The sequence below is a fragment of the Stenotrophomonas sp. AS012628 genome, from assembly GCF_010608305.1.
Taxonomy (GTDB): domain Bacteria; phylum Pseudomonadota; class Gammaproteobacteria; order Xanthomonadales; family Xanthomonadaceae; genus Stenotrophomonas; species Stenotrophomonas geniculata.
Map to the genome: position 1 here is coordinate 1 of NZ_VMBJ01000050.1, position 20,746 is coordinate 20,746.

General features: G+C 66.5%; 14 protein-coding genes. 8 read left to right on the plus strand and 6 right to left on the minus strand.

Features of this window, described 5'->3' with window-relative positions; translation table 11 throughout:
* Window positions 1–202 precede the first annotated feature (202 nt).
* The 7 genes from G5A07_RS18095 (at window position 203) to G5A07_RS18125 (ending at window position 8,789) form a co-directional block, all read left to right on the plus strand.
* Window positions 203–2,365 carry a S46 family peptidase gene (locus tag G5A07_RS18095; RefSeq protein WP_191863741.1) on the plus strand — a complete coding sequence of 721 codons (2,163 nt, stop codon included), beginning with the start codon at window positions 203–205 and terminating at the stop codon, window positions 2,363–2,365.
* A gap of 199 nt (window positions 2,366–2,564) precedes the next feature.
* Window positions 2,565–3,209: a histidine phosphatase family protein gene (locus G5A07_RS18100; protein WP_010483945.1), complete on the plus strand. Its 645-nt coding sequence runs from the start codon at window positions 2,565–2,567 to the stop codon at window positions 3,207–3,209.
* A 41-nt stretch (window positions 3,210–3,250) separates the two neighbouring features.
* On the plus strand, window positions 3,251–4,522 hold the full coding sequence (folC, locus tag G5A07_RS18105) for a bifunctional tetrahydrofolate synthase/dihydrofolate synthase (RefSeq protein ID WP_010483943.1): 1,272 nt from the start codon (window positions 3,251–3,253) through the stop codon (window positions 4,520–4,522).
* A gap of 81 nt (window positions 4,523–4,603) precedes the next feature.
* On the plus strand, window positions 4,604–5,632 hold the full coding sequence (locus tag G5A07_RS18110) for an SPOR domain-containing protein (RefSeq protein WP_010483942.1): 1,029 nt from the start codon (window positions 4,604–4,606) through the stop codon (window positions 5,630–5,632).
* 46 nt (window positions 5,633–5,678) lie between these two features.
* Window positions 5,679–6,458 carry a CvpA family protein gene (locus tag G5A07_RS18115; RefSeq protein ID WP_019336370.1) on the plus strand — a complete coding sequence of 260 codons (780 nt, stop codon included), beginning with the start codon at window positions 5,679–5,681 and terminating at the stop codon, window positions 6,456–6,458.
* A gap of 30 nt (window positions 6,459–6,488) precedes the next feature.
* Window positions 6,489–7,955 carry an amidophosphoribosyltransferase gene (gene purF / locus G5A07_RS18120; protein ID WP_010483938.1) on the plus strand — a complete coding sequence of 489 codons (1,467 nt, stop codon included), beginning with the start codon at window positions 6,489–6,491 and terminating at the stop codon, window positions 7,953–7,955.
* 9 nt (window positions 7,956–7,964) lie between these two features.
* Window positions 7,965–8,789 (plus strand): ferritin-like domain-containing protein, encoded by an 825-nt coding sequence (locus G5A07_RS18125; RefSeq protein ID WP_191863742.1) that lies wholly within the window; start codon window positions 7,965–7,967, stop codon window positions 8,787–8,789.
* Between the two features lie 69 nt (window positions 8,790–8,858).
* Here the strand turns inward: G5A07_RS18125 and G5A07_RS18130 are convergent, their stop codons facing one another.
* Window positions 8,859–10,316: a DUF2235 domain-containing protein gene (locus G5A07_RS18130; RefSeq protein WP_191863743.1), complete on the minus strand. Its 1,458-nt coding sequence runs from the start codon at window positions 10,314–10,316 to the stop codon at window positions 8,859–8,861.
* A gap of 225 nt (window positions 10,317–10,541) precedes the next feature.
* On the opposite strand from G5A07_RS18130, the gene G5A07_RS18135 reads away from it, so the two are divergent.
* On the plus strand, window positions 10,542–11,795 hold the full coding sequence (locus G5A07_RS18135; RefSeq protein WP_010483932.1) for a zinc-dependent metalloprotease: 1,254 nt from the start codon (window positions 10,542–10,544) through the stop codon (window positions 11,793–11,795).
* Window positions 11,796–11,882: 87 nt separating this feature from the next.
* Here G5A07_RS18135 and lpxH read toward each other — a convergent pair whose 3' ends face one another.
* The 5 genes from lpxH to G5A07_RS18160 all read right to left on the minus strand — a co-directional run bounded on the left by lpxH (window position 11,883) and on the right by G5A07_RS18160 (window position 20,734).
* On the minus strand, window positions 11,883–12,629 hold the full coding sequence (gene lpxH, locus G5A07_RS18140; protein WP_191863744.1) for a UDP-2,3-diacylglucosamine diphosphatase: 747 nt from the start codon (window positions 12,627–12,629) through the stop codon (window positions 11,883–11,885).
* A 65-nt stretch (window positions 12,630–12,694) separates the two neighbouring features.
* Complete coding sequence (locus G5A07_RS18145) at window positions 12,695–13,234, minus strand: phosphatase PAP2 family protein (protein WP_010483928.1); 540 nt, start codon at window positions 13,232–13,234, stop codon at window positions 12,695–12,697.
* On the minus strand, window positions 13,215–14,360 hold the full coding sequence (locus G5A07_RS18150; RefSeq protein ID WP_191863745.1) for a glycosyltransferase family 1 protein: 1,146 nt from the start codon (window positions 14,358–14,360) through the stop codon (window positions 13,215–13,217). The genes G5A07_RS18145 and G5A07_RS18150 overlap by 20 nt, the downstream gene beginning before the upstream one ends.
* A gap of 143 nt (window positions 14,361–14,503) precedes the next feature.
* Window positions 14,504–17,428, minus strand: a complete 2,925-nt coding sequence (locus tag G5A07_RS18155) for a TonB-dependent receptor (protein ID WP_191863746.1) — start codon at window positions 17,426–17,428, stop codon at window positions 14,504–14,506.
* A 336-nt stretch (window positions 17,429–17,764) separates the two neighbouring features.
* Window positions 17,765–20,734, minus strand: coding sequence for a TonB-dependent receptor (locus G5A07_RS18160; RefSeq protein WP_191863747.1), 2,970 nt, complete (start codon window positions 20,732–20,734; stop codon window positions 17,765–17,767).
* Window positions 20,735–20,746: the final 12 nt, after the last annotated feature.

The window sequence follows — 20,746 nt, forward strand, 5'->3', positions numbered from 1 at the left end:
GGCGGGGCCAAGGCCCATCTCTCAACACAGTTGCTCCATGGATGGGTTTACGGCGTGTCCTGCATCGGCCTGGCCTCCCGCCTCCGTCCGATCGCAGTGGAGACGCTGAACGATGGAAGCATCCGATTGCATGACTTCCGGGGTTCGGGCCGGGGCAGGGCGGCGGGCTACAATCGAAGGTTCCACTACCAGGGGCCGCTCCATGCGCTCGAACCTGCTTGCATTCTCCATCGTCGCCAGCCTCGGGCTGGCCCAGGTCGCCCATGCCGCTGAAGGCATGTGGGTGCCGCAGCAGCTGCCGGAAATCGCCGGCCCGCTGCAGAAGGCCGGCCTGAAGCTGTCCCCGGAACAGCTGGCCAACCTGACCGGCGACCCGATGGGTGCGGTCGTCGCCCTCGGCGGCTGCACCGCCAGCTTTGTCTCGCCGCAGGGCTTGGTGGTCACCAACCACCACTGCGCTTATGGCGCCATCCAGCTGAATTCGACCGCGCAGAAGAACCTGATCAAGGACGGCTTCAACGCGCCGACCCTGAAGGACGAACTGAGCGCCGGCCCGAACGCCCGCGTGTTCGTGCTCGACCAGATCACCGACGTCACCACCCAGGCCAAGGCCGCCATCGCTGCCGCCGGCAACGACCCGCTGGCCCGCAGCCGCGCGCTGGACGCCTTCGACAAGGCCCAGGTCGCGGCCTGTGAAGCCGATGCCGGCTTCCGATGCCGCCTGTACAGCTTCTCCGGCGGCAACACCTACCGCCTGTTCCGCAACATGGAAATCAAGGACGTGCGCCTGGTCTACGCGCCCCCGGGCAGCGTCGGCAAGTTCGGCGGCGACGTCGACAACTGGATGTGGCCGCGCCACACCGGCGATTTCTCGTTCTACCGCGCCTACGTGGGCAAGGACGGCAAGCCGGCCGCCTTCGCCGCCGACAACGTGCCGTACCAGCCCAAGCACTTCCTGAAGTTCGCCGACCAGCCGCTGGGCGCCGACGACTTCGTGATGGTGGCTGGCTACCCGGGGCGTACCAACCGCTATGCACTGGCCGGTGAGTTCAACGAAACCGCCAGCTTCACCTACCCGACCATCGCCAAGCACTACAACGCAGTGCTGAAGATGATCGCCGACGCCGGCAAGGCCGACGCCGACGTCAAGGTGAAGTACGCCGCCACCGCCGCCAGCATGAACAACGTGGCCAAGAACTACCTGGGCCAGCTGGAAGGCTTCAAGCGCATCGACGCCGCTGGTCAGAAGCAGGCTGAAGAAGCCGCCGTGCTGGCGTGGCTGAAGAAGCAGGGCGCTGCCGGCAAGCCGGCGCTGGCCGCACACGCGCAGCTGCTCAAGCATCTGGATACCAGCAAGTCGACCCGCGAACGCGACCTGTTCGTCGGCCAGTTCAACAACACCTCGGCCGTTGGCGCAGCGATCACCCTGTACCGCCTGTCGATCGAGCGCAGCAAGCCGGATGCCGAGCGCGAAGCCGGTTACCAGGAACGCGACCTGACAACCATCGAAGGTGGCCTCAAGCAGATGGACCGCCGCTATGTGGCGAAGATGGACCAGCAGCTGCAGGCCTACTGGCTGGAGCAGTACGTGGCGCTGCCGGCCGCGCAGCGTGACAACGAAGTGCTGAACAAGTGGCTGGCCGGCAGCGATGCCGCTGCGGTGAAGTCGCTGGTGGCCAAGCTAGGCGGCACCGGACTGGGCAGCCTGGACACCCGCCTGAAGTGGTTCAAGGCCGACCGTGCCGCATTTGAAGCCAGCAGCGATCCGGCCATCCAGTACGCCGTGGCTGTGATGCCGGCACTGCTGAAGCAGGAAGAGCAGAAGAAGATCCGCGAAGGCGAATCGCTGACCGCCCGCCCGCTGTACCTGCAGGCCGTGGCCGACTACAAGAAGAGCCAGGGCGAGTTCGTCTACCCGGACGCCAACCTGTCGCTGCGCATCACCTTCGGCAACGTCATGGGCTATGGCAAGGACGGCGTGAGGTACACCCCGTTCACCACCCTGGAAGGCGTAGCGGCGAAGGAAACCGGCGAAGATCCGTTCGATTCGCCGAAGGCGCTGCTCGATGCCGTCAAGGCCAAGCGTTACGGCGGCCTGGAAGACAAGCGCATTGGTTCGGTGCCGGTGAACTTCCTGTCCAATCTGGACATCACCGGCGGCAACTCGGGCTCGCCGGTGCTGGACGCCAACGGCAAGCTGGTCGGTCTGGCATTCGACGGCAACTGGGAATCGGTCAGCTCCAACTGGGTGTTCGATCCGGTGATGACCCGCATGATCGCCGTCGACAGCCGCTACATGCAGTGGATCATGCAGGAAGTGGCGCCGGCGCCGCAGCTGCTGAAGGAACTGAACCTGGCGAAATAAACCGGTTGCGGTAGTGCCGGCCGCTGGCCGGCAACCTCGACCAGATAGCCGGAGTTCCAAAACCCCGCGACCCACGTCGCGGGGTTTTTTCATGCCCGGCCCGGCCCGGTGCGCCGAACAGGTATCATCCCTGTTCCGCGCACTTCACAGGATGTGAACGAAACGCGGAAACCTCCTCCCCCCAGGACCCCTTGCACGCATGCGCATCCTGCTTGCCCGCCACGGCGAAACGCCGTGGAACGCCGAAGGCCGCTACCAGGGCCAGATCGATATTCCGCTTTCGCCGATCGGCGAAGCCCAGGCCCAGGCGCTTGGCGCCCGCTTGGCCTCGGTGGACATCACCCGTGCCGTTGCCTCGCCGCTGTCGCGCGCGCAGCGCACCGCGCAGCTGGCGCTTGGCGCCGCCCGCGCCGACATGCTGCTGACCGAGCCGGAGCTGCAGGAAATCGCCCACGGCGAATGGGAAGGCCTGCTGGCCAGCGAAATCAACGAAAAGGATCCGTCGCGCCTGCAGGCCTGGCGCGAGGAACCGGATACCGTGCTGATGCCCGGCGGCGAATCGCTGCGCCTGGTGCTGGAACGCAGCTGGCGTGGCCTGGCCCGTGCCACCGAAGGCCTCGGCGAGCACGACACCCTGCTGGTGGTCGCGCATGACGCGGTCAACCGCGTGATTCTGTGCAAGGTGCTGGGCCTGCCGATCTCCCGCCTGTGGACCTTCCGCCAGGCACCGACCACGCTCAACCTGCTCGAGGGCGCCGACCTGGACAGCCTGGAAGTGGTGCGCCTGAACGACTGCGCCCACCACACGCCGTTCTTCGGCGAAGCCAAGCACCGCGCACTCTGACCCGCCACACCGAATCACCTGTACCTGCTGGAAGCACTGCCGTGACGAACACCCCGACCACCCTGGCCGATTGGCTGGATTACATTGAACGCCAGCACCCGGCGACCATCGACATGGGCCTGGAGCGCGTGCGCACCGTGGCCACGGCGATGGGTCTTGGCGCGCCGGCCGGGCGCACCATCGTGGTCGGTGGCACCAACGGCAAGGGCTCCACCGTGGCCTTCATCGAGGCCATCGGCCGTGCTGCTGGTTGGAAGGTCGGCGCCTACACGTCACCGCATCTGCTGCGCTACAACGAGCGTGTGCGCATCGACGGGCAGGATGTGGACGATGCAGCGCTGGTCGCTGCGTTCAACGCCATCGAGGCTGCGCGGGGCGAGACCACGCTGACCTATTTCGAGTACGGCACGCTGGCCGCGCTGCAGTTGTTCACCGACGCCGGGCTGGATCTGGCGGTACTGGAAGTGGGTCTGGGTGGCCGCCTTGATGCGGTCAACATCGTCGATGCCGACGTGGCGGTGATCACCACCGTGGACATCGACCATGCCGAGTGGCTGGGCGAGGACCGCGAAGCGATCGGCACAGAGAAGGCCGGCATCATCCGTGGCTGGAAGCCGGTGATTCTGGGCGAGACCGATCCGCCGTCCAGCGTGCTCGCACGTGCCTATCTGGTGGGTGCCAACGCGATCCGCGGCGGCAGCGATTATTTCTACGAACCGATCGATGCACAGCGCTGGCGCTGGCGTGATGTCGGCCTGCGCATGGAGCTGCCGACCCCGGCGCTGGCCGGCCCGATCCAGCTGGCCAATGCGGGTGCCGCCATCGCCGCCCTGCGCGCGCTGGACAAGCCGGTGCCGCGTGCGGCGTGGGCCGCCGGTATCGCGGCGGCGCGTATTTCCGGCCGCATGCAGGCATTCGAGCGGGATGGCGTGCAGATCCGTGTGGACGTGGGCCACAACCCACAGGCAGCGGGCCAGCTGGCGCGTGCGCTGAAGGCCGAGGTCTCGGCCGGGCGCACCCTGGCGGTGTACGCCGCGCTGCAGGACAAGGACGCGGTGGGCGTGGTGCAGGCGCTGCAGGATGTGGTGGGCGAGTGGACTCTGGCCGGGCTGGATGGCCCGCGTGGGCAGAGCGCCACCCAGCTGCAGGAGCGCCTGGCTGGCACGGCTGCGGCCAAGGCGCCGCTGGCCGACAGCGTCGAACAGGCACTGGCGCAGGTGCTGGCCCAGGCCGAGCGCGGCGACCGCGTGCTGGTGTTCGGCTCCTTCCATACCGCCGCGGCTGCCCTGCAGATGCTGCAGGGCGATGCCTGATCCGCGTTCAGCCAACGCCGACGCCGTCCGGTCCGGCACCCGTATAATCGACGGCAACCTCCGGACAGTTGCCTGCCTCACGTGGATACGCCTCTGAAACAGCGTCTGATTGGTGCCATCGTGCTGGTGGCGCTGGCCGTGATTTTCCTGCCGATGCTGGTCAAGGGACCGGCACCGGACAGCGGTGTGGCCAATGTGCCGATCGCCGCGCCGGATGCACCGGCCGATGGCCAGTTCGAAACCCGTGAGCTGCCCCTGGTCGCCCCGGCCGGTGGCGCCACCGGCCTGCAGACCGGACAGGCCAAGCCGCTGCAGGATGCCGCCACGCCGGCCACGCCGCCGACCGTGGACACGTCGCCGACGGTTGCCGCCGGCAACTATGCGGTCACCTTCGGTGCCTACGGCAGCAAGGCCGATGCCGATGCCGTGATCGCCTACCTGAAGCGCTCGCAGCTGCCGGGCTTCACTGAAACCGCCACCATCGGCGGCCGTCAGGCATGGCGTGTGCGGGTCGGGCCGTATGCCGACCGCGCCCAGGCCGAGGCGGCCCGCCTGCAGGCGGTGAAGATCCGCGCGGATGTGAAGGCCGAAGTGATCACTCTGGACGCGGCGGCCGGCAGCAGTGCCCCGGTCGCGGCCACTCCGGCATCGGCTACGCCGAGCGCCAGCACTCCGTCCGCAGCCACTGCGCCGTCGGCCAGCAGCAACCCGGTCCGCAGCGAAAGCCTGCCGCCGAGTACGCCGACCGCAACGACCACCCCGGCCGCCAGGCCGGAACCGCCGAAGCCGGCGCCGAAGCCCGAGCCGAAGCCGGAGGCCACCGCCAGCAAGCCGGCGACGGCGCCGACCACGCCGGCGGCACCGGCGGCCAGCGGCGTCGGCTTTGCCGTGCAGCTGGGCGCGTTCGGTCAGGCCAACGATGCCAATGCCCTGCGCGACAAGGTCCGCGCCGCCGGTTTCAGCGCGTTCGTTGAACAGGTGCGCACGGACAAGGGCACCCTGCATCGCGTCCGCGTCGGGCCGGTGGCCAACCGCGCCGATGCCGAGCAGCTGAAGGCGCAGGTCGCCGCCAAGGTCGGCGTGGCCGGCATGGTGCGACCGCACCCATGACCCACGCGCAGCCCCGTTGCCAGCGCCGCCGAAGGAGCGGGGCGCCATGATCGACGTTGTGCTGCTGATCGTGATCGCCGCCTCCACCCTGCTGGGGATGCTGCGCGGCTTTGTGGGAATCGTCATCGGCACCCTGTCGTGGCTGCTGGCCGCGTGGGCGGCCTTCGCCTTCGGCAATGATGCCGCCCATTGGTGGGCCGCCCCGGCGGCCCCCGGTGGCGAACACTTCGTCGGTGGCTACCTGGGGGTCGGCATCGGCGTGATGATCGTGGTCGCGGTGATCGGCATGGTCATCAAGGCCTTGGTCCACCGCAGCATGCTGACCAGCCTGGACCGCCTGCTGGGTGGGGTGCTGGGCGCGGTGCGGGGCGGCCTGATCGCCGCGATCCTGCTGCTGCTGGGCAGTTTCACCCCGCTGACCGCCGAGCCTTCCTGGCAGCGTTCGGCGGTGCGCCCACTGCTGAACCCCACCGTTGCCTGGATGAACAGCAAGCTGCCGCACTGGGAGGTTCCCGGCGCCGATCTGCTGCCCAAGGGCTTGCCCACCGACGCCCTGTCCCCATCTGCATTGATGGAGTTAGGGAAGAACGCAGGCGCCGGGTTGGGAAAGCCGGGCGCGGCAGGCGATAATGGCATCCTCAACCAGGTAGTGGCAGGCAGCGGATGGCTGCGGCCTGCGAAAGCGGAACAGGGCGATTCCTACGATCCGGCCGAAGTGCGTCCGGACGCCCCAGCACTGCCGGACAGTATCGAGCCGGGCGATCCGGCCAATGTCGACCGCGCGCGCGGCGACCACCGCGGCCAGGTACGGCCACCTTCCTTGTAATTGGGCAAAGCCCAGCGGAGACCTCGCACCATGTGTGGCATCGTCGGAATCGTCGGCAACCAGAACGTCGCCGGGCAGTTGTATGACGGCTTGACCGTCCTCCAGCATCGCGGCCAGGACGCAGCAGGCATCGCCACCGTCAATGGCAGCCGCCTGCGGGTGCAGAAGGCCACCGGCCTGGTCCGCGATGTGTTCGATGCCCGCACCATGTCCACCCTGGAAGGCAGCGTCGGCATCGCTCATGTGCGCTACCCGACCGCCGGTTCGGAAGGCATGGACGAGGCACAGCCGTTCTACGTCAACTCGCCGTACGGCATCGCGCTGGCCCACAACGGCAACCTGATCAACACCGAGGCGCTGCGCCAGCAGGTGTTCGAACAGGACCGGCGCAACGTCAACACCGATTCGGACAGCGAAGTGCTGTTGAACGTGTTCGCCTACGAACTGGAGCAGCAGCGCCAGCTCAGCCCGGAAGCGGCCATCCGTGCCGTGGCTGGCGTGCACCGCCGCTGCAAGGGCGGCTATGCGGTGGTCAGCGTGGTGCTGGGCCTGGGCCTGGTCGCCTTCCGTGACCCGCATGGTATCCGCCCGCTGGTGCTGGGCAAGCGCAGCCACGCCGAGGGTGATGAGTACATCGTGGCGTCCGAATCGGCCGCGCTGGACGTGCTGGGCTTCCAGCGCGTGCGTGACGTGCAGCCGGGTGAAGCGCTGGTGATCACCGCGCGTGGCGAGCTGTTCTCGGAGATCTGCGCCGAGCCGGCCGAGCACACCCCGTGCATCTTCGAGTACGTGTACTTCGCACGCCCGGATTCGATGATCGACAACGTGTCGGTGCACAAGGCGCGCATGCGCATGGGCATCAAGCTGGGCGAGAAGATCCTGCGCCTGCGCCCGGACCACGACATCGACACCATCATCCCGATCCCGGACACCTCGCGCGACGCCGCGCTGGAGATCTCCAACGTACTCGGGGTGAAGTACCGCGAAGGCTTCATCAAGAACCGCTACATCGGCCGCACCTTCATCATGCCGGGGCAGGGCGAGCGCGTGAAGTCGGTGCGCCGCAAGCTCAATCCGATCCACCTGGAATTCCGCAACCGCGTAGTGCTGCTGGTGGACGACTCGATCGTGCGTGGCACCACCAGCCAGCAGATCGTGCAGATGGCCCGTGATGCAGGCGCACGCAAGGTCTACCTGGCCAGTGCTGCGCCGCCGGTGCGCTACCCGAACATCTACGGCATCGACATGCCGGCCGCCGAAGAGCTGGTCGCGCACAACCGCAGCGTGGAAGAGATCGAAGCGCACCTGGGCTGCGACTGGCTGATCTACCAGGATCTGGAAGACATGGAAGCGGCGGTAAGCGAGGGTAATCCGGCGCTGCGCAACTTCGATTCGTCCTGCTTCAACGGCCACTACCCGACCGGTATCGAGCCGGGCTACTTCGAGCGCATCCAGCAGCTGCGTTCGGACGATGCCAAGCACAAGCGCCGCGCCTGAGGTCCAGGCGTGGTTGACGTGCCCGACGTTGGTGGTGACCTGCTGCGTGCGGCGCAGCAGTGCCTGGCCGAAGCCGACCCGCTGCGCAAGGTCGCGCTGACTCAGGCGTACGCCGCCGCGTTCCGTGCCGGTCGCCTGAAGGTGGCGGCCGATGCGCCGCCGCCGGAACCGATCCGCATGCCTGGCCGGCCCGCGCAACTGGTGCTGGTGCATCCGCGCGAGGTACCGCGGCGCGGACTGGGCGGCGTGGAAGGGCGGGCCGCCTTCATCCACGCCATCGCCCATATCGAACTCAACGCGATCGACCTGGCCTGGGATGCGGTGTACCGCTTCCGCGGCCTGCCGCCGGCGTTCCATGCCGACTGGGTCAGCTGTGCCGACGACGAATCGCGGCACTTCATGTTGCTGCGCGAACGCCTGCAGGTGCATGGCCACGACTATGCCGATTTCCCCGCGCACAACGGCCTGTGGGAAATGTGCGAAAAGACCGCGCATGACGGCTTGGCACGCATGGCGCTGGTGCCGCGCGTGCTGGAAGCGCGCGGCCTGGACGTCACCCCGGGCATGATCGAGAAGCTGCGCAACGTCGGTGATGGCGAAACCGCCGACGTGCTGGAAGTGATCCTGCGCGAGGAAGTGGCGCATGTTGCCGCCGGTTCGCGCTGGTACCGCTGGTACTGCGACCGCGCCGGTGTCGAGCCGCGCGCACGCTTCAAGGAACTGCTGGTGGAGTACGCCGGCGGCTACCTGCACGGGCCGTTCAACATCGAAGCGCGCCTGCTGGCTGGTTTTGATGCGGATGAGCTCGCCAACCTGGTCGAGCAGGCCGGTTGAGAAGAAGGGGACGGAGGGGATCAAGTCGTTAATGCCACAAACGACTTGATCCCCTCCGTCTCCTTTTTCTTATGCATTCGGCAACACCACGCGCTTGCCGTCCACGGTCGGCCGGTTGATGTAGAACAGGCCTGGGCCCGGCCGGTACGGTAGTTCGCTGACGCCGGCATCGGCGGCGTAGGTCAGTGCGGTGTCGCCCAGGGCGTCGAAATTCCAGTGTGCCGACTGCATCAGGTAACGCCGCCGCAGCAGCGCCTCCTGTGTCTGCGTCAGCGGCTGTCCGGCCACCAGGCGGCGTGCGATCGGCTGCAGGGCGGATGGCAGCTCCCAGCCGGGAACTCCGGCCGCATTGGCGGTCCATTGCACGCCGGCATCGATGGCCTGCTGCTGCATCACCTGCAGTGCGATCAGTTGATAACGCCAGTCGATGCGCCGACGCAGCACCACCGCGGCAGTCACATACAGCACCGGTGACAGCAGCACGCTGCGGCTGCCGGCGCGACGCTGCTGCTGCCACTGGTGCCAGACATCCACCCAGATCTCTTTTTCCCCAACGCCCAGCTGCTGCCGCCAGCGTTCGGCATCGGCCTGTGTTTCAGCGTAGGCCGTGGTGGCCTGCAGCAACGCCAATGGTGGGACCTGGTAGTCGGCAACCGCTGGGCGGCGCAACTGTTGCCGGCGCGGTCGGCTGAGCAGCTTGGGGCCTTCCTCCAGCTGGTTGTAGCCACCACCGATGTTGGCATGCACACCGGGCAGGACGATCTCGGCGAATGGCGGCGCCACGCTGGTCAGCGGATAGTGCTGGCGATGTTCATCGCGTGCAGTGAGCTGCACGACGCGACCGGCGATGCCGCTGTGCAGGGCCAGCTGCGGCTGCTCATCGGCGCGGCCGCCATTGACTGCGACCACGGTGTCGAACAGTCCGATGAAGCGCAGCACCGGTGTGGCGGGAGCGAAGTTCGCAGTGCAGGACAGGCCGGCGACCTGCAGCAGCTGGCGCCAGCGCGCGCTGTCCCAGCCCTGCAGCTGGTTGGCGATGTCACGTGCCGCGGCAGCGCCGCGCGAATAGCCGAACAGATCCAGCTGCACGCCACGCAACGGTCGCTGCCAGCGCGCGGACAGCTCGGCCAGTGCCGCCGGCAGCAGCACCTGCAGCGCGCGCTGCACTTTTGCACGAACGCCACTGGCACCGATGCCGAAGGCCAGTCCGATCAGATCATCATCGGCATCATCGCGGGTGCCCACGCCCTCCACATAGATCGACAACGAAGGTGCGCCCGTCGCATCGCGGCGGCCGTCCGGATACAGCTGCTGCAGGCGCGCGATGTTGGTCAGGCCGTTGTCGTAGCTGCTGGTCAGCCGGCTCTGGTAGGTCGAATCATCATCCGCGCGCAGCTGTGCCGGGCGTGGCTGCGGAACCTGTGGGCGACCGCGTGCCAGGTTGTGTGCGTTGTTGCGGGTGCCATCGAAGAACAGGCCAATCCGCAGCATGCCGACATCTTCATCCGTGTCCTGCGATGGTGCCATGTGCATGTCCCGTCGTGACTGCGTCACGGTAGCGCGAAAGCGGTGTATTGACGAAGTGTAGTGACGCTTTTGACCTTACTTAACGCAGATGCGGTCGATCACAGTTCCTGATTTTCATTCCCATCTTCTATTGAATTCACACGACCCGCGCAGGCCATATGGCCAGACCCGGCAAACCCGGGCGTGCTGCATCAACGCTGTTCACATCATTCAAGGAGCGACGCAATGTTGTCCAGATCGATTGGCAAAGCGGCAGGTGGCCTGGTGTTGGGTTTGTCGGTGGCAGCGGCCGCGCATGCGGCACCGTTGTTCGAGCCGGTGACGGTCATCAGCCGGGCATCGGCAAACAGTGAGCCCGCGCTGGGCAAGCTGCTGGCCACCCCGTCCACCGCGACGGTACAGGAAGTGCGTGTCGACGCTGCTGCCACCGCGCAGCCGCAACTGGAGTTCGAACTGCTTGGCCAGCGCGTGCAGGCGGTGCGCAGCAAGGTGGAAGCCCTGCCCGATGGCGGCAGCATCTGGTACGGCCAGTTGCGTTCGCCGTCCGATCGGCTGACTGCCGCCACTTCGAACGGTCAGGATGATCCGGGCAATTCAGTGATCCTGGTGCGTTCGGGCAACACCCTCACCGGCTCGATCCGCAAGGACGGCAAGCTTTACCGGCTGCGTCCGCTGGGCAACCGCCATGTACTGGTGGAGGTGGATGAATCGCGGATGCCGGCCGATCATCCGGCCGACTACAACCAGCTGCCGAAAATCCCGATGGGCAACAATGACCGCATCGGCATCGCGCAGGCCTCGTCCGGCACCCCGGCCACCATCCGCGTGCTGGTGGTGGCGACCAATGCAGCGGTAACGGCCTATGGCGGCAACATGCAGTCGCTGGTGCAGCTGGCGGTGGCCGAATCCAACCAGGGTTACGTCAACAGCAACGTTGGCATCACCCTGCAGCTGGCCGGCTATGAAACCACCAACTACACCGAGTCCGGCAACTTCACCACCGACCTGACCCGCTTCCGCAACACCAGCGACGGCTACATGGACAGCATCCACACCAGCCGCAACAACACCGCGGCCGATGTCGGCGTCCTGCTGATCAACAACACGAGCTACTGCGGGTTGGCCTCGGGCATCGGCTCGACGGCATCGACGGCCTTCGCGGCGGTGTACTGGGATTGCGCGACCGGCTACTACTCCTTCGCGCATGAGATCGGCCATCTGCAGAGTGCGCGGCACGATATCGCCAGTGATCCCAGCACGTCGCCCTATGCCTATGGGCACGGCTATCGCTACGAGCCGTCCTCCGGTTCGCGCTGGCGCACGATCATGGCCTATGACTGCTCGGCCGGCTGCCCGCGCCTGAACTACTGGTCCAACCCGAACATCAGCTACAACGGCATCCCGATGGGCAATGCCAGTACCGCCGACAACCAGCGCGTGCTGGTCAATACCAAGGCCACCATCGCGGCCTTCCGCTGAAGCCAATCGCCGACCGGGGTCGGCGTCTACCCGGGTGCGTGCACCTGCCCTGGTAGATGCCAACCTTGGTTGGCACCCTGCGATCCATCATTCGCGCGCGAGCGTATCCAGCGACCAGCCGCCGGCATCCACGCGCAGTACCGATCCCTGTTCGTACCAGTCGCCCAGCACGATGCGGTTGCAGGTGCGGCCACCGGCCTGCAGCGTGTGCACCGCCGGACGATGGGTGTGGCCGTGGATCATGGTGTCCACGCCATGGCGCACGAAGGTGGCGTCGACTTCGGCCGGAGCCACATCGGTCACGGTCTCGAACTGCGCACGATCGCCCTGCTTCATTTCCGACTGGCGGGCCTGGCTGGCGTCGCGTGCCTTCTGCGCGAACGCGATGCGTGCGGCCAGCGGCTGTGACAGGAACTGCGCCTGGAATGCCGGGTCGCGCGTCTGTGCACGGAACTGCTGGTAGGGGATGTCGTCCGTGCACAGCAGGTCACCGTGCTGCAGCAGCACCGGGCGACCGTACAGCTCGATCACGCACGGGTCGGGCAGGATGCGCAGGCCGGCACGGCGCGCATAGTTTTCGCCGAGCAGGAAGTCGCGGTTGCCGCGGATGAAGTACACCGGCACGCCGCTGTCGGAGAGCACCTTCAGCGCGTCGGCCACTGCATCGGCGGCAGGCGAGGGCGTGTCGTCGCCGATCCAGGCTTCGAACAGGTCGCCTAGGATGTACAGCGCATCGGCGCCGGGCGCCTGTTCGCGCAGGAAGCGCAGGAACAGGTCGGTGATCTCCGGACGGCTGGGGTCCAGGTGCAGGTCGGAAATGAACAGCGTGGTCATGCCTGCATTCTAGGCCATCAACGATGACGGTAGCGCCGGGCCATGCGTGGCCGGCGCGGCGGCCATCACACCGGCAGCGGCAACCAGGCCAGGCTGGCCGATGCCAGCAGGATGGCGATGCCGGTGGCGGCCAGTACATCGGACGGGTAGTGCAGGCCCAGCACCACCCGCGACAGCGCGACGCCGAAGGTGAACGGGACCAGCAGCGGTGCCAGCCACGGGTAGTAGGCCAACGCGACGATGGTGAACGACACCGCGTGCAGGGTGTGCCCGGAGGGGAAGCTGAACTCGTCCAGCGGTGCCACCCAGGCACGGATGCGCAGATCGGCCGCATACGGGCGGGGACGCCGGGTCCAGCGCTTGAGGCCTTTGTAGAGCAGCAGCGCGGCCAGCCCGGTGGCGGCCATGTGCACGGAGGCGCGCAGTCCGTCGAAGCCGTCGAGCAGCACCAGCGCGCCCATCAGCACGTACCAGAACACGCCATCGCCGAGACGGCTGATGACCGAGAACAGGCGACGCACGCGGCGACGCCGGCAGTAGTGGTTGGCCCGGCGGCAGAGCCGCGCCTCGCGGCCGGCCAGCAGCTCAAGCGGCGTGGTGCGCATGGCCGCTCCTCCGCGACTGGGCCAGCTCGGAAAGCAGCGCATCGAATTCGGCAACCACCTGCTGTGGATGCAGGCGCTTCATCGCACGCGCGGCGCTGCTGCCGAAATCGCGGCGCCGTGCATCATCGGCGGCCAGCTGCACGGCTGCCTCGATGAACTGCTCATCGTTTTCCACGGCCGCGCCGTTCTCGCCATTACGCAGGTATTCGCGGGCCGCACCGTAGTCGAATGCGACGGTGGCCAGGCCGCTGGCCATGCTTTCCAGGGTCACGTTGCCGAAGGTCTCGCTGCGGCTGGGGAACAGGAACAGGTCACCGCTGGCGAAATGCCGCGCCAGGGCCTCGCCGCGCTGGATGCCGCAGAAGATGAAATCCGGGTTTTCATGTGCCAGTTTTTCGCGGGCCGGGCCATCACCTACCCAGACGAAGCGGGCTTTGGGCCGGATCTGCTGCAGGCGCCGGAAGGCTTTCACCGCCAGGCCAAGGTTCTTTTCCGCGGCGATGCGGCCGACATGGATCGCGACCAGGCCATTGCCGTCCACGCCCCATTCCTCGCGCAGCCCCGGGTCGCGCCGGCCCGGATCGAACTGCTGGCTGTCGACCGCACGTGCCAGCAGGCGTACACGTTCGAAACCCTGTTCGCCGAGGAACTGCTGCAGTTCGCGGGTGGGTACCAGCGTTGCGTCGGCCTGGTTGTGGAACCGGCGCATCCAGCGCATCGCAGCGGCCTGCAGCCAGGCGACGCCGTAGTCGGGCAGGTACTCGTCGAAGCGGGTGTGGAAACCACTGGCGACTGGAATGCCAAGGCGGCGCGCGGTGCGCAGCGCCGACCAGCCCAGCGGGCCTTCGGTGGCGATGTAGACCGCATCGGGACGCTGCTGCTGCCAGTGGCGGTTGAGCCGGATCGGTGCAGGCAGGCCGAAGCGCAGGCCGGGGTAGCGCGGCAATGCGGCACCCGGAACCAGCAGCGTGCCTGGCGCCGAGTCCAGCGCTTCGCTGGTCTGGCGTGGCCGGATCAGGTCGATGTCATGGCCGGAAGTGCGCAGTCCCTGCTCCAGGCCCTGCACGGTCAGGGCAACGCCGTTCACTTCCGGCGGGTAGGTCTCGGTGACGATGGCATAGCGCATGGCGGGCCTCCGGGTTTCCGGCATGCTCGGGCCTGGCGATGTAGCGGATATGACCGCTTTGCGACCACGGGATGACGGCGGTCCGGTTGCCGTGGAGCCACGGCCCCGAAGGGCCGTGGCAGTGGTCCAGGAAGCGCGGTGGATCAGAAGCGCTGCTGGTATTTCATGTAGATGAAACGACCGATGTCGAAGCCACCGTAGTAGGAGAAGTTGGCGCTCGGCTGGCTGTACATGACCGGCCCTTGGCGGCCGAATACATTGTTGGCACCGATCGAGACGGTCGCATCCCATGGCAGGTTGTAGCGTGCCTGCACGTCGTGGAAGGTGACCGATCCGCGACGGTTGTAGTCACGGCTGCCACTGAACCACGGTGCGCGCTGCCCAGGGTGCGAACACTCACCCGGGTACGTGGCCGCATCCAGGCAACGTTCCTTGACCGCGGAGAAATAGCGCAGGCCCCAACCCAGGCCGAGGTTGCCACGTTCCCAGCCCAATGACGCATTGGAGCGCACACGGAAGCCGATGCCGCCGTTGGTGGCGATGCCATTGCTGGGGATGGGGGGGGCATCCGCCTCGTTGGTGGTCCGTTCTTCCGCGGCCACCACATAGGTCGTCTTCCAGTCGGCGCTCAGCGTGCCCCAGGACGTTTCGAACTTGTGACCGATCTCCAGGTCATAGCCTTCGGCCTGGCGGAAACCGCTGTTGCGGCTGCCATAGCTGAGCGTGTTGACGATGCCCAGTTCCGGGTCGCGGGTGAAGCTGCCGCAGCGCTCGGCGATGCCCAGTTCGTAGCAGTCGCGGAGGATGTCATTGGGATGGTCGGCAACGATGGTGTTGTCGATGCGGACCTTCCACCAGTCCAGCGCGATGTTCAGTCCTTCAGCAAACGTCGGGCTCCAGACCAGGCCCAGCGTGCGGCTGGTCGAGGTTTCCGGCTTCAGGTCGGGATTGGAGCCGTTGGTGAAGGGCAGGGGCGTCTGCCCGCTGCTGCCGGTGATCGGCTCGTTGCCCTGGCCTAGCTGGCGGTAGCTGTCTGCGTTGGCGATGTCGGCGGCGCAGCGTGCACGTACCTCCGGGCTGCTGGCGGCCGCGCCATGGACGGTATCGCAGGGATCACGGAAGCCGGTGGTGAAGGTCTGCGAACCCCCACCGTACAGATTCGCGATGGTCGGTGCACGGAAGCCCTGGGCCCAGGTGCCACGGACCAGCAACTGGTCGATCGGCTTCCAGGAGACGCCGAACTTGCTGTTGAGGGTTCCGCCGAAGGTGGTGTAGTCGGAGTAGCGCGTCGCCGTGTCGAGGGTCAGCTGGCGTGCACCGGGCAGGTCGTGCAGCAACGGCACGCTCAGCTCCAGATAGGCCTCGTCGACACGGTAGCCACCGCCGGTGGGGCCCGCCGCCAGGTTGGTAGTGGCACCGGTCTGGGCCAGCGCGTCGGGAATGAAGCGACCCTCCTCGCGGCGGCTCTCCACGCCCAGGGCGAAGCCCAGTTCCCCGGCGGGCAGCGTGGCAAGGCCGCCACTGAGGCTGGCGAACAGGTTGCGGGTGGTGTTTCGGCCACGGGTGAGTTCCTCGGGGAACAGCCAGTCCTGCAGTTCGCCGTTGCCGGTCAGGCCGTACGGGTCATCCTGGCCATACGGCACCAGCGGATTCCAGGGCTTGCAGCCGGCAATCGGCGCGTCCGGTGTGCCGCATTCCACCTTGCCGGTGGCCGGGTTGTAGAACGAAGGACCGGTGGAATCGGCGACGCGCTGCTTGTGCAGGTTGCCGGTGGCTCGCTGCTCCAGCTCGCTGCGGTTGTACTGGTAGCCGGCTTCCCAATCGAACTCGCGACCGACGAACTGGAAGCTGCCTTCAAACGCTGCGACACCCTGCCAGGTGGTCAGTTCGCTGATGCTGACGCGCGGAATCTCCCAGCTGCGGCGGTTCCAGTGCACATCGCTTGGGCGTTCATAGCCGTGGTGGCTGCCGAACGGGTTGAACCAGCTGTCGGCGGACATCGGCGTGATGCCGGCTGCACCGGACTGGAACGGATAGCCGGCAACCTGGCGCGTGGTGGTGCGTCGGTTGTAGGCCAACTGGGTGTTGAAGCGGATCTGGTCGTTCAGGTCCATGCGTGCGTCGACGAAGAGCGAATCGCGCTTGATCGGCGTCTGCACGTGCATCTGTTCGTTGCTGTTGCTGACGTCACCGGTGAACGGTGTGTTGTCACTGAGGTGGAAACTGTCCGGCCCGCCCGGCTGGCTGCCGCGATCGAGTGAATAGCTGCAGCCACGGGCGCTGCTGCAGCCCGGGCCCTTGAAGCCGACGATGCGCCCCCACTGGCCGACCGTGGTCCAGCCATCGTCCGGATGACGATCGGTATAGGTGTAGGCGCTGAAGCCGCGGTCCTTCGCCCACACGCCCTTCTCTTCGACATGCTCGGCGGCGACGCTGATCGAGGCGCGGTCATTCGACCAGCCGGCAACCACATCGTACTGGGTGCGGGCACCGTCGCCTTCGCTGAACTGCCCATGGTAGACGTTGGCAGTCACACCCTGGACGTTGCGCCGGGTGATGATGTTGACCACGCCGGCCATCGCGTCGGAACCGTAGATGGCCGAAGCGCCGTCCTTCAGTACTTCCATGCGCTCCACGGCAGCGGCGGGAATGCTGGAAATGTCCTGGTAACCCGAAGTGGTCATGCCCAGGCGCTTGCCGTTGACCAGCACCAGCGTGCGCTGCGCCCCCAGCCCGCGCATGTCCACGTAGCTGCCGCCGGAGGCTTCGCCGCTGCTGAGTGGGCTGGCGCGGCTGAGCGCGGGGCTGCCGGTCGCGGTCAGGTTCTGCAGGATGTCCGCGACGGAATTGAAGCCCTGCCGCTCGATGTCGGCGCGGCTGATGGTCAGCACCGGCTGTGCGGTTTCCAGGTCGACCTGGCGGATGCGCGAACCGGTGATCTCGATACGGTCCAGCGTGGTGGCTTCCGGTGCGTGCTGGGCGAATGCGGGGGCGGCCAGTGTGGTGGTGGCCGCCAACGCCAGTGCACGACGGATCGCCAACCCGAGTTCGGGAATACGGATGGTCATGGGTCTCTCTCTCAGTCTTCGAAGTCTTCGGAACACAGCCAAGCGGGGCTGCGTCAATTCCACCGCGGCGGTGGATGTTCGAACCTAGTGAAGGCGGGCGCGGAGACGTATGGGCAAGCGACGAAAGCACCGCAGACGGCCGTGACGCTTCTGCACAAAGCAGAAGCAAATCAACCGATTGCTCCAACCTGTGGCATTGCGGCGGACGCAGCGCAGAGGACCGTGCCCCTGATTGAACGCATCAGGGTCAATGTGGAAAGCGACAGTCTGCGCGGGGCAGAAAAAAACCACGGCCCCGAAGGGCCGTGGTCGTCGAGCTTCAACAGCGTGGATGGATCAGAAGCGCTGCTGGTACTTCATGTACATGAAACGACCGATGTCGTAGCCACCGTAGTAGGAGAACGACGAGTTCGGCTTGCTGTACATCACCGGAGCTTCCTTGCCGAACACATTGTTCGCGCCCACCGAAACGGTGGCATCCCACGGCAGGTTGTAGCGGAACTGCACGTCGTGGAAGGTCACCGCGCCGCGCTCGTTGTAAGCGGTCGGCGACTTCAGCCAAGGAGCCAGGAAGGTCGGATCGGAGCATTCGTCCGGATACCGCGAGGCGTTGAGGCAGCGCTCCTTCACACCGGAGTAGTAGCGTGCCGTCCAGCTGACGCCGAAGTCACCCACATCCCAGCCCAGCACCAGGTTCGAGCGCACGCGGAAGGCAAGGCTGGTGGCGGTGCCGATGGTGTTGGCCACGCCGTTGATCGGCGTGATCGCATCACGGACATCATTGGTGGAGCGGTAGACGTTCTTGCTCACATAGGTGCTGGTCCAGCCTGCGCTCAGCTTGCCGTAGCTGGTGTCGACGCGGTAGCTGACATCCAGGTCGTAACCTTCGGTCTCGGCGAAGCCGGCGTTGCGGTTGCCGAACTTCAGGCCGGTGACGATGCCGTTGGACGGGTCGCGGGTGAAGCGGCTGCAGCGCGATTCGATGCCCTGCTCATAGCAGTCCTTCAGGATCTGGTTCGGGCTGTCACCGACGATGGTGTTGTCGATGCGGATCTTCCACCAGTCCAGCGCCACGTTGAGGTTGCTGACGAAGGTCGGGCTCCACACCAGGCCCAGCGTCTTGCTGGTCGAGGTTTCCGGAACCAGCAGTGGGTTGGAACCGGAAACGAACGGCGTCGGGGTCGCATCCTGTGCCGTGGTTACCGGCGTGTTGCCCTGCTTCAGCTGGCGGAAGTTGGCGGCATCGGCGATGTCACGTGCGCAGCGCGAGCGGACTTCAGCACTGCCCTTGGCCGAGCCGAACACGGTGTCGCACGGGTCGCTGAACTGCGCGAAGGTTTCCGAACCGCCACCGTACAGATCGTTGATGGTCGGTGCGCGGAAGCCCTCGGCCCAGGTACCACGGACCAGCAGCTGGTCGATCGGCTTCCACTTGAAACCGAACTTGCTGTTGAGCGTGTTGCCGAAGGTGTTGTACTTGGAATAGCGGGTGGCAGCACTGAAGCTCAGCTCACGCGCACCGGGGAGGTCGGCCAGCACCGGCACGCTGAGCTCCAGGTAGGCTTCCTTCACGTTGTAGCTGCCACCGGTCGGGCCTGCGGCCAGGTTGGTGGTGGCGCCGGTCTGGGCCAGGGCATCGGGGGTGTAGCGGCCATCTTCCTTGCGGCTTTCCACGCCGAAAGCGAAGCCCAGGTCGCCGGCCGGCAGGGTCATGATGCTGCCGGACAGGTTGGCGAACGCGTTCTTGGTGGTGGTCCGGCCGGTGGTGTGCTCCGCCGGGAACAGCCAGGCCATCAGTTCTTCATTGCCGGTCAGTCCGTTCGGATCGTTCTTGCCGTAGGGCACCAGCGGGTTCCACGGCGTGCAGCTGCTGATCACCGCGCCGGGACGGCCACACATCACCTTGCCGGTGGCCGGATCCAGGAACGACGGACCCACGGCGTCACGCACGCGCTTCTTGTGCAGGTTGCCGGTGGCGGTAGCGGTCAGCTCGTTGCGGTTGTACTGGTAGCCCACGTCCCAGTCGAAGTAGCGCTGGCCGATCTCGAAGCTGCCATCCAGCGACACTACCGCACGGTAGGTCTTCAGTTCGCTGGTGCTCACACGCGGGATTTCCCAGGTGCGGCGGTTCCAGGCCACGTCGGTTGGCTTGGCATAGCCGTGCTGGTTGCCGAACGGATTGAAGTAGCTGTCCTTGGACATCAGGCCGGTAGCGGTCGGGTCGCCCGAGATGGACACCGAGCTGGACTGCAGGGGGTAGCCTGCAATCTGGCGCTCGGCCGAACGCTTGTTGTAGCCGAATTCGGTGCGCAGGTTGACCTGGTCGGTGATCTTGAAGCGACCGTCGAAGTACACCGAGTCACGCTTGAGCGGATACATGACGTGCATCTGCTCGTTGGCGTTGCTGACATCGCCGGTGAACGGGGTCGCGTCGGTCAGGTGGTAGTTGGCCGGGTTGGTCGGATCAGCACCGCGGTTGAGCGAGTAGCCACAGCCGTCCTTGGTGTTGGTGCAGCCCGGGCCACCCTTCAGGCCGGTGACCTGGCCCCACTGGCTCAGCGTGGTCCAGTTGGAGGCATCGTTCGGGTGGCGGTCGCTCACGCCGTACTTGCTGAACCAGCGGTCCTTGGCCCAGACGCTCTTTTCTTCGGAGTGCTCCAGTGCCAGGGTCAGCGACACGCGGTCATTGCTCCAGCCGCCGACCACGTCGAAGCGGTCACGCGCACCGTCGCCTTCGCTGTACTGGCCGTGGTAGACGTTGGCGGTCACGCCGTTGACGTTGGAACGGGTGATGATGTTGACCACGCCGGCCATCGCATCGGAACCGTAGATGGCCGAAGCGCCATCCTTCAGTACTTCAATGCGTTCCACCGCCGACACCGGCAGCGAGGACACGTCCTGCAGGCCCGAGGTGCTGATGCCCAGGCGCTTGCCGTTGACCAGCACCAGGGTGCGCTGCGCGCCCAGGTTGCGCATGTCGATGTAGGTGCCGCCGGTGTTTTCGCCCGAGCTCAGTGCGTTTGCGCGGCTGATCGCCGGGCTGCCCATCGCGGTGACGTTCTGCAGGATGTCGGCCACCGAGCTGAAGCCCTGGCGCTCGATGTCCAGCCGGCTCAGTGCCAGGACCGGCTGTGCGGTCTCCACGTCCACCTGGCGGATGCGCGAGCCAGTGATCTCGATGCGATCCAGGGTGGTCGGCGCGGCAGTGCTGCCACTCTGGGCCAACGCAGGCAGCGCGGCCAGCGTCGCAGTGGTTGCCAGGGCGTAGCGGATGGCCTGCCCCAGGGGGGTGGTGCGTGAAGTCATGACGAGCTCTCT